The sequence below is a fragment of the Anaerococcus sp. NML200537 genome, assembly GCF_026131715.1.
Taxonomy (GTDB): Bacteria; Bacillota; Clostridia; order Tissierellales; family Peptoniphilaceae; genus Anaerococcus; species Anaerococcus kampingae.
Genome location: NZ_JAMXSL010000008.1, coordinates 67,394 through 76,517, shown reverse-complemented (window position 1 = coordinate 76,517; position 9,124 = coordinate 67,394). Strand labels below are relative to the sequence as shown.

Here is a 9,124-nt window from a genome sequence, read left to right as displayed (position 1 = left end):
TTTCTTGCTAATTTATTTAAACTTATTTCGCCTTCTTCGTATTCTTTTATTACTTTTTTCTTTAATTCTAAACTATATTTTTTCATTGCAGCCTCTTTTCTAGCTACAACTTTTGGGGAGTCCTACACATGCGGAACGTTCCCTTGGCTCTCCCCCTTTGGCGAAGTCATCAGCTTGATGACAATAATTTATTATGAGATGACATTACGAAGAAAAATACTTTATAATAATATTATCTTGGATAATAAAACCCAAATAAGTAGTATACTAATAAAAGAAGTTCTTAGGGAGATGCTCCCTAAGCTAATTTAATTTATCAAGGATAAAAAGGAGTGATTTTTTGGGTCCAGTTATTGTTGGCGATTTGATGTTGCTAATTTTTTCAATTTATATTGGTATATTTTTTATATTTTTCCATAGCAAGTTTCCTGATATGACTGTGGGTTTTCATGTGTGGGAAGCTTGTTATTCTAAGGACACATGGCGATTTGGTAATAAGTTTGCTGGGATTTTGGCTATTTGCCTCGGTGGGATTTTTTATGGAATCATAATTCCTATTTTAATCTATTTAGAAATTGATAGAAATATTCTTTCTATAATTCTAATAATCTCACTTATCTTTTACTTTTTGCTTTTATTTGCCCTTAGCAAATTTATTTTAAGAAAAAAGTTTAATCTTAAGGATAATGATTGATTTTTACTTGCTTTTAATATATAATGTTATTAGCAAAAGGGAGTAGCCCAATTATTTAATCGTCAAGACACGGATTATCCCGGTTAAATAAACCCTTGTGGTGGCAAGACGGAGCTGGTATATTTGAATTTCAAATTGCCACAAGCTCCGCTTTTTTTATACCTTTGCAATATTATTTAGGAGGAATTATGGACTACAAAGGCAGTATTAATGAAGTAGTTAAAAAACACGGCACTGATCCCAAACGTGGCTTAACTTCATCTGAAGCTTCTGCTAGACTTGAAAAGTACGGCCCAAATATGATTGAGTCGTCTAATAAGAAGTCTATTTGGAAGAAAATTTTTGAACAAATCGCTGATCCTATGGTTTTATTACTTATAGCAGCAGCTATTGTTTCAGCTTTCACAGGTGATGCCATCGAGTGTGCGATTATCATTGCAATCGTTGTAATCAACGCAATTATGTCAATTATCCAAGAGGGTAAGGCTGAGGATTCTGTAGCAGCCCTACAAAAGATGAGTTCGCCTGAGGCAACTGTTATTCGTGATGGCAAAAGAGGCCATGTTAAGGCTGAGGACCTTGTCCCTGGAGATATAGTCGTCCTTGAAACAGGTGATATAATACCCGCTGATATGAGACTTATTGAGACATCTAACCTTAAGATAGATGAATCTTCTCTAACAGGTGAATCAGTAGCTGTTGAAAAGGATGCATCTTTTACAACTAATGAAGATGTAGGTATTGGCGATAGGGAAAACTACGCTCACTCATCATCTATAGTTACTTATGGACACGGTATCGGCCTTATTACAGGCACAGGATCAAATACAGAAATTGGTAAGATTGCAACAAGTCTGGATGAGGTTGAAGATAAGGATACCCCTCTTCAAAACCAACTTAAAAAACTTTCAAAGGTCCTTGCTATCCTTGTTATAGTGGTATGTATAGCTGTATTTGCAGTAGGCTACCTAAGAGGTGGAGCAGACTTACTTGAAAACTTCATGATAGCAGTATCTCTTGCAGTTGCAGCTATTCCAGAAGGCTTGACAGCAGTTGTTACTATAGTTTTATCAATCGGCATGAATAGGATGGCAGAAAGAAAAGCCATTGTTAAAAACCTACTTTCAGTAGAAACTCTCGGCTCAACCACAGTTATCTGTTCTGATAAAACTGGTACCCTTACCCAAAACGAAATGACTATCACCAAAATCTATACCAATGACAAAGAATACGAGGTGGAAGGTTCTGGTTATAAGCCAGAAGGTGACATCAGAGATGAAAACAAAAAAGTCGTAGAAAGTGATGACCAAATCAAGCTTCTAATGACCATCGCATCTCTATGTAATGATGCCAACCTAATTCGTGATGGCGAAGAATACAAGATTACAGGTGATCCAACCGAAGGTGCAATGCTTACCTTTGCCGAAAAATGGAACATCAACCAAGAAGATCTAAACGAAAAACACCCTAGAATCCAAGAAATACCTTTCGATTCTACTAGAAAAATGATGACAACTTTCCACGAACTTGACGGCAAATACTATGCCATGACCAAGGGTGCTCCAGATATCATCATGAAAAATTCATCAAATATCCTAATTGATGGTAATTTAATCGAATTTTCTGATGAAAAGAGAAAAGAGCTTGCTGATGAAAATAACAACCTAGCTAGCCAAGCCCTAAGGGTAATGGCCTATGCCTTCAAGCCTCTAGAAAGTCTTGATACAGACCTTACAACAGAAAATATCGAACGTGATATGGTATTTGTTGGTCTAACAGGTATGATTGACCCACCAAGACCAGAAGCAAGAGCAGCAGTCGCAGAATGTCACGCATCAGGAATTGATGTAATCATGATTACAGGCGATTACTTTGAAACAGCCCTTGCTATAGCCAAAGACCTTGGCATAGCTGACAGCCGTGATCAAGCTATGCAAGGATCTGAATTAAACGATAAAACCCACGAGGAGATTATGGAAATCGTCAAAACAAAGAGGATTTTCGCCAGAGTTTCTCCAGAAAATAAGGTCCAACTTGTCAAGGCCCTAGAAGCCAATGACAATGTTGTAGCCATGACAGGGGACGGAGTAAACGATGCTCCAGCCATAAAGAATGCCGATATTGGTATATCAATGGGTATAACAGGAACAGACGTAGCTAAAGATGCTTCAGACATGATCCTAGTAGATGATAACTTCGCAACAATTGTAAATGCAGTAGAAGAAGGAAGAGTAATCTTCGCAAATATCAAAAAGTTTGTATCCTTCCTCTTATCATGTAACATTGCCGAAGTCCTAATAGTGTTTATATCAATACTTCTAGGCCTTCCAAGCCCACTTACCCCTATCCAACTTCTATGGCTAAACTTAGTCACAGATGCCTTCCCAGCCCTAGCTCTAGGTGTTGAACCAGCAGAACCAGGCCTTATGGAAGAGCCACCAAGAGATCCAAGAGAGTCAATCATCTCAGGTGAAGTAAAAACTAACCTTATAATGCAATCCATCTATATAACAATAGCAGTTCTAGCTGCCTATATAGTAGGACTAAAATGGATCTTCCCAGATTCTATAGAAGGTGCTCACACAATGGCATTTGCAACCCTAATCACATCAGAGTTATTAAGGGCCTTCTCAGTAAGAAGTACCAAATACACCCTCAAAGAATTAGGCTTTGCAACAAACCCTAACCTAATTAAGGCAGTACTCTTATCATTCTCACTACTATTAGTAGTAATGTATGTACCAGTCTTAACAGAACTCTTTGAGATAGTATCCTTCACATGGGAATGGATCCCAGTCTTAATCCTATCCCTAATCCCACTAGTTTTAGGTGAAATAGGAAAAATCATAAGAAAAAAATAAGATAAATTTTTATACCAGTCAGGCTTGAGCCAGGCTGGTATTTTTATTTCTAAAATTGATTTTTTCTTTACAAGGAAACCTTTTCTTGTTAGAATTATTATAAACATCTAAGGAATTGACATAAATATTTGAAAGGCAGATTCATGAAAATTATCGATGAAATTTTAAAAGACATAAGATATACGGATACCAGAATAGGAAGCGCATCAACAAGGGAATTTTCAAACGGCAATACCCTCCCCCTTTGTGGCATCCCCCATGGCAATAATTATTTGACGCCAATGACTAGGGATGATCCCAGCTTTTTCTTTCATCCTGAAGATGAAAACTTGATTGCCCTTCGTCTAACCCATCAACCAAGCCCATGGATGGGTGATTTTTCGCATTTTCAAATCTCTCCTATATTTGATAATGAGGAAAATATTTATGACAAGGACAAGTCTATCTTTAGACCAAATTTTCTAGAAATTTCTTACAAAAATGGTTCAAGGCTTAGAGCATCTATGGATACTTCTTCCGGAATAATTAATTTTGATAGGGTTTCTTCATTTAAAATCTTTGCAGATGGCCTTACACTCGATAAGTCTTCAGATTTTATAGAAGGCTATGTCATAAACTATGCAGGTTGTGAAGATGAAAATTTAAAAATGTATATAAAGATTGGACTCGATGTAGATTTTGACTTTAAAAAAGAAGGAGATGTCTACTATGTAAAGCCAAGTAGAGATAGGTTTTCAATAATTTTTGCAACTTCCTTTATTTCAGCAGGCCAAGCTAAATTAAATTACAAGAGATCTCCAAAAAAACTAGAAGAATTCCTAAAAAAATCAAAAAAGACATGGGATAAGTATTTTGATAAATTTAGCCTAGTCCACGAAGGTTATAAGGATGGATTCTTAAAATTTACCCCTTACAGAAAAATAGACCAGGTGAAATTTTTCTACCACGTAGTTTACAGGGCCTTTCTCTTTCCAATGAAATTTTATGAGAAAGACGAAAAATCAAATCCAATCTATTATGACACCAAGTCAAAATCTGTAAAAGCTGGCAAATTTTATACAAATATCGGCTTTTGGGATGGGCAAAAGACCCTCTTCCCCCTCCTAAGTCTAGTTGCCATAGATGATTTGGAGGAAATTCTTGAAGGAATTTTAAATTTCTATAGGGATACAGGATTTTTGCCAAAGTGGCTATCACCAGATGAAAGAGGCCTCATGCCAGGGACTTTAGTTGATAATGTGATTGCAGATTGCCTAACAAAGGGCATAGGAAGTCATATGAAAGAAGATTTCCTAAAGGCCATGATTGATACTGCAGAAAAAGAATCAGATGATGACAGATACGGTCGTTATAAGGCCAAAACCTACAGGAAATATGGATATGTTCCTGCAAGCTTTCATGAATCTGTAAATCAGAGCCTTGATAATTCTCTTGCAGATTATTCTATAGGAAGGGTAGCTGAACTTTGCGGAAAAAGTGACCTAGCAGATAAGTATTACAAATATTCTAGAAGCTGGGAAAGGCTCTTTGATCCTGAAAGCAAATTTTTAAGGGCCAAGGATGAAGATGGCAATTTCATAAAAGACTTTGACCCCCTTGCCTGGGGCTCCCCTTATACAGAAGGCTCTGCCTACCAAAATTCCTACAACACCTATCACGATTTTCCAAGACTTATAGAGCTTTTTGGCTCAAAAAAGGCTTTTGAAAAAAGACTAGATGAAATAGCAAATGCTGATTCGACCTACCATGTAGGCTCTTACGGCTATGACATCCACGAGATGGTTGAAATGCATGATGCCCACCTAGGCCAAATCGCCATCTCCAACCAACCATCCTTCCACTTGCCTTATCTTTATAATCTCATCGGAAAGTATCATAAGACAGAGCTTATAGTCAAGACCCTAATGAGGGATTATTTTTCCTATAGCTTTGATGGCTTCCCAGGAGATGAGGACAATGGGTCAATGGCAGCCTGGTACATCCTCTCAGCCATGGGCTTCTACCCACTTTGTCCAGGATCTGGGACTTATCAAATTGGAATAGGATTTTTTGATAAGATGAAGGTCAAACTATCTAATGGAAATATTTTAGAAATTGAAACTAAGGAAAATTATCCCCACAAAAACTTCCTAGAAAGATGTGAAATAGACGGAAAACTGGTGAAATCCAAAGAAATAAGCCACCAAGACTTAATAAAAGCAAAGAAGATTAGCTTTAAACTAAATCTCTTACCAAGCGAGGAAGCTTATGAAAACTAAACACTTTACAGAAAAAATCGACACAAGTAGGAGGCTTTACAAATTAAATAAAAATTGGCGCCATGCCCTAGGAGAAGCTCCTGGCTTTTACAAGCCTTACTTTGATGATTCAAGCTGGGAGATCGTAGATATCCCCCACGACTATTCGATTAATAGGAATTATTCAAGGGCAGGTGAAGCCCAATCCGCCTACAAATTAGCTGGCATCGGCCTTTATAGGAAGTCATTTTATATAGGGAATAAAAAACAAGTCCTAATCGCCTTTGATGGTATCTATTGCGACTGTGACATTTACCTAAATGGGAAATTTCTTGCCAGCCACCATCACGGCTATGCACCCTTTATGATTGACCTTACTGATTTTCTCTATTACGATAGGGAAAATATCTTGGCCATAAGGGTTGATAATCCAATCCCTACCAGTCGCTGGTATTCAGGTTCTGGTATCTTTAGAGATGTGGACCTAATCCTTACAGATGACATTTACTTTAAAGAAATAAAAATAAATGACATTGGTCTTGAGGAAAATAAGGCTGATGTCACTTTAAAAATCAAGGCCAATCTAGAAAATAAAAGCAAAAACCAAGAAAAAATAAGGATAAGCCACAAACTCATTTACGATAATAAGGTCATCAAAACTTATGAGTCAGAGGATTTTACAATAAATCCTACAGACGATTTGAATATAGAAAGCAATTTTCAAATAAAATACCCAAAACTTTGGCAACCAGACTCCCCACATCTTTATAAAATTCAATCTACCATAGAAAAAAATGGACAAGTCCTAGATAGGGTTACAAACGACTATGGCTTTAGGTATTTATCAGCTTCTAGTCAAAGCGGTCTTAAATTAAATGGCAAAGCAATTAAGCTTAAAGCAGTCTGCCTCCACCACGACCAAGGAGCCTTGGGTGCAGCTGACCACTATAGGGCAATTTTAAGGCAGGTCCTCATAATGAAGGATATGGGAGCAAATGCCATAAGAGTCACCCACAATCCTGCCTCATCAAAGCTAATCGATATAGCCAACAAATACGGCATCCTCCTAATCGAAGAAATCTTTGATGGCTGGATAATGGATAAAAACAACGACTACAATGATTATTCGAGGTTTTTTGATAAAAAAATAGGCACAAGCCATCTTTTAAATTCTAAAGAAGAAATGACCTGGGCTGAATATGACCTAAAGGAAACTCTAAGGAGAGACTACAATTCACCAGCCATAATCGCATATTCTCTGGGCAATGAACTTATGTGTGGGACTAATCAAAGTAAGAGAAAAGAATATCCAAGAATTGCCAAAAATCTAATAAGATGGGCAAGGGAGATTGACCAAAAAAGACATCTAACAATCGGGGACAACTCCCTGAGAGATGGCTATGACCCAATCCTAGTTGAAATCGAAGAAGAAATCACAAAAAGCAAGGGGCTTGTGGGCCTGAATTATTGTTATAACAAAAAATATGACCAAATACACAAGGACTACCCTAATTGGATCCTTTGGCAATCGGAATCAGCCTCATCCATCAACTCCAGGGCCAGCTACGATAGGCTGGGAGGAGATTTGAGGGAAGATTTTATGCTAACATCCTTTGATGATTCAAAGGTCGCCTGGGGAAATCTCGCATCAGAGGCTCGGTATGATGTCATAAATCGTGATTTCATAATGGGAGAGGCTGTTCGGACAGGCTTTGACTACCTAGGAGAACCCACCCCCTATAATGCTATAGCAAGAGGATATCCTTATGGGGAAAAAGCCCCAAGGTCTTCATTCTTTGGCATAGTCGATACAGCCGGCTTTGCCAAGGATTCCTATTATTTTTATAGGGCCCAGTGGAATGATAAGGATACAACCACCCACCTTCTGCCTTCTTGGAATGACAAAGAACTTGGATCTTTTACAGAAAATGTACCTCTTACAGTCTATACCAACGCCTGGGCTGTAGAGCTAATCTTTACAGACTCCAAAGGCAAGAGACAATCTCTCGGCAAAAAATATATGGAGGAAGTAAAAACTCCTGCAGGTTTTACCTACAAAAAACTAAAAGGAGAAAGTGGTCACAAGGCCCTCTACATGACTTGGTACCTACCTTATGAAAAGGGAAAAATCGAGGCAATCTCCTATGACAAGGGCGGAAATATAATAGAAAATACAGTGGGAAGGTCAAAAATATGGACACCAGGATATGAAACTTTCATAAAACTAAAATCCTTTTATCCTTATTTAAAAGACGGCAATGAAAAAATAAATTATATAGCAATCGACCTTGTCGATAAAAATGGCCAAATAAAAACAGATACAAGGGATGAAATATTTGTAGAAGTCTCTAAAAACGCAAGGCTTCTCGCCCTAGACTCAGGTCTAGCAACAGACCATGAGCCCTTTAAAACCAAGCACAAAAAAGCCTACGGAGGAAGGCTCCTTGCCATAATAGAAGCAATAGATGCAGGCCCTATTACATTCAAAGCTTACGGGGCAAATTTACAAGAAGCTCAAATAGAAATAGAATCAAGAGGAGAATTTAAAAAAGGCCAAAGCGTAGAATATGACAAGTACCTTATGACATTTGACAAGGAGACTTATCCAGAAAAATTCACCCGTGACTCCAAGGTTTGGAACCTAGTTGAAATAAATAGAGACGACGATTTTGCAAGCTATCAGAGTTTAGATGAAAATATTCCTATAAATCTCTATATTAAAAATATAAAAAAAGGTGCAAAGCTTATGACCTATGAGATGGGAATTTTTGAAGGAGAAGAACCAATTCTTCCCAAATCTCTACCTCTAATAGATGATGAGGGGAAAATTATCTACCATGGCAAGGATATAGAATATGATAATTTTGATGAAGATGATTTTATAAAAAATGACTCCTGCCTAACTAAATCAAGTCTTGACCTTTGTGGAAAAACCTATCATGGAAAGGTAAAAATCAACAAGCTAGTAGAAAAATACAGACTAGATGCCTATATAGAAGACTTTGCCCTAAGGCAAGCAAAAAACGAAAGCGAAGCCTTCTTCGCCTTTGACACCCAACAGGTCTTTGGCCAAATAGAAGTAATTTCAACTGATTCCTTAGAAGATATAAGCTTTCTAATCGGAGAAAGCGAGGATGAAGATAGTTTTAAAGTCATCAGACCAGAAAAAACTATAAAAGAAGCATGCAAAACCACCTATGATTTTGGAATCTTTTCCGCAACCTTCATAAAAATAAAGGGAAGATTAAAAAATATCGATAAAATCCTCCTAAGGTCACTAAGGATAAAATTATAAAAAATCTCCATGACCAGGGATCCCTTGGTCATGGAGA

At 37.4% G+C, this 9,124-nt stretch carries 4 protein-coding genes; all 4 read left to right on the top strand.

The genetic code is table 11. The features are described 5' to 3' along the window. Positions 1–312, top strand: a 312-nt coding sequence (locus NH288_RS03670; protein ID WP_265213169.1) for a hypothetical protein, incomplete at its 5' end; no start/stop codon positions are given. Positions 313–882: 570 nt separating this feature from the next. Beyond that, positions 883–3,555, top strand: a complete 2,673-nt coding sequence (locus tag NH288_RS03660; RefSeq protein WP_265213166.1) for a cation-translocating P-type ATPase — start codon at positions 883–885, stop codon at positions 3,553–3,555. A 143-nt stretch (positions 3,556–3,698) separates the two neighbouring features. After that, on the top strand, positions 3,699–5,813 hold the full coding sequence (locus tag NH288_RS03655; RefSeq protein WP_265213165.1) for a GH92 family glycosyl hydrolase: 2,115 nt from the start codon (positions 3,699–3,701) through the stop codon (positions 5,811–5,813). Further along, the gene (locus NH288_RS03650; protein ID WP_265213164.1) at positions 5,803–9,087 is read left to right on the top strand and encodes a glycoside hydrolase family 2 TIM barrel-domain containing protein; all 3,285 of its coding nucleotides are present in this window, start codon (positions 5,803–5,805) and stop codon (positions 9,085–9,087) included. The genes NH288_RS03655 and NH288_RS03650 overlap by 11 nt, the downstream gene beginning before the upstream one ends. Positions 9,088–9,124: the final 37 nt, after the last annotated feature.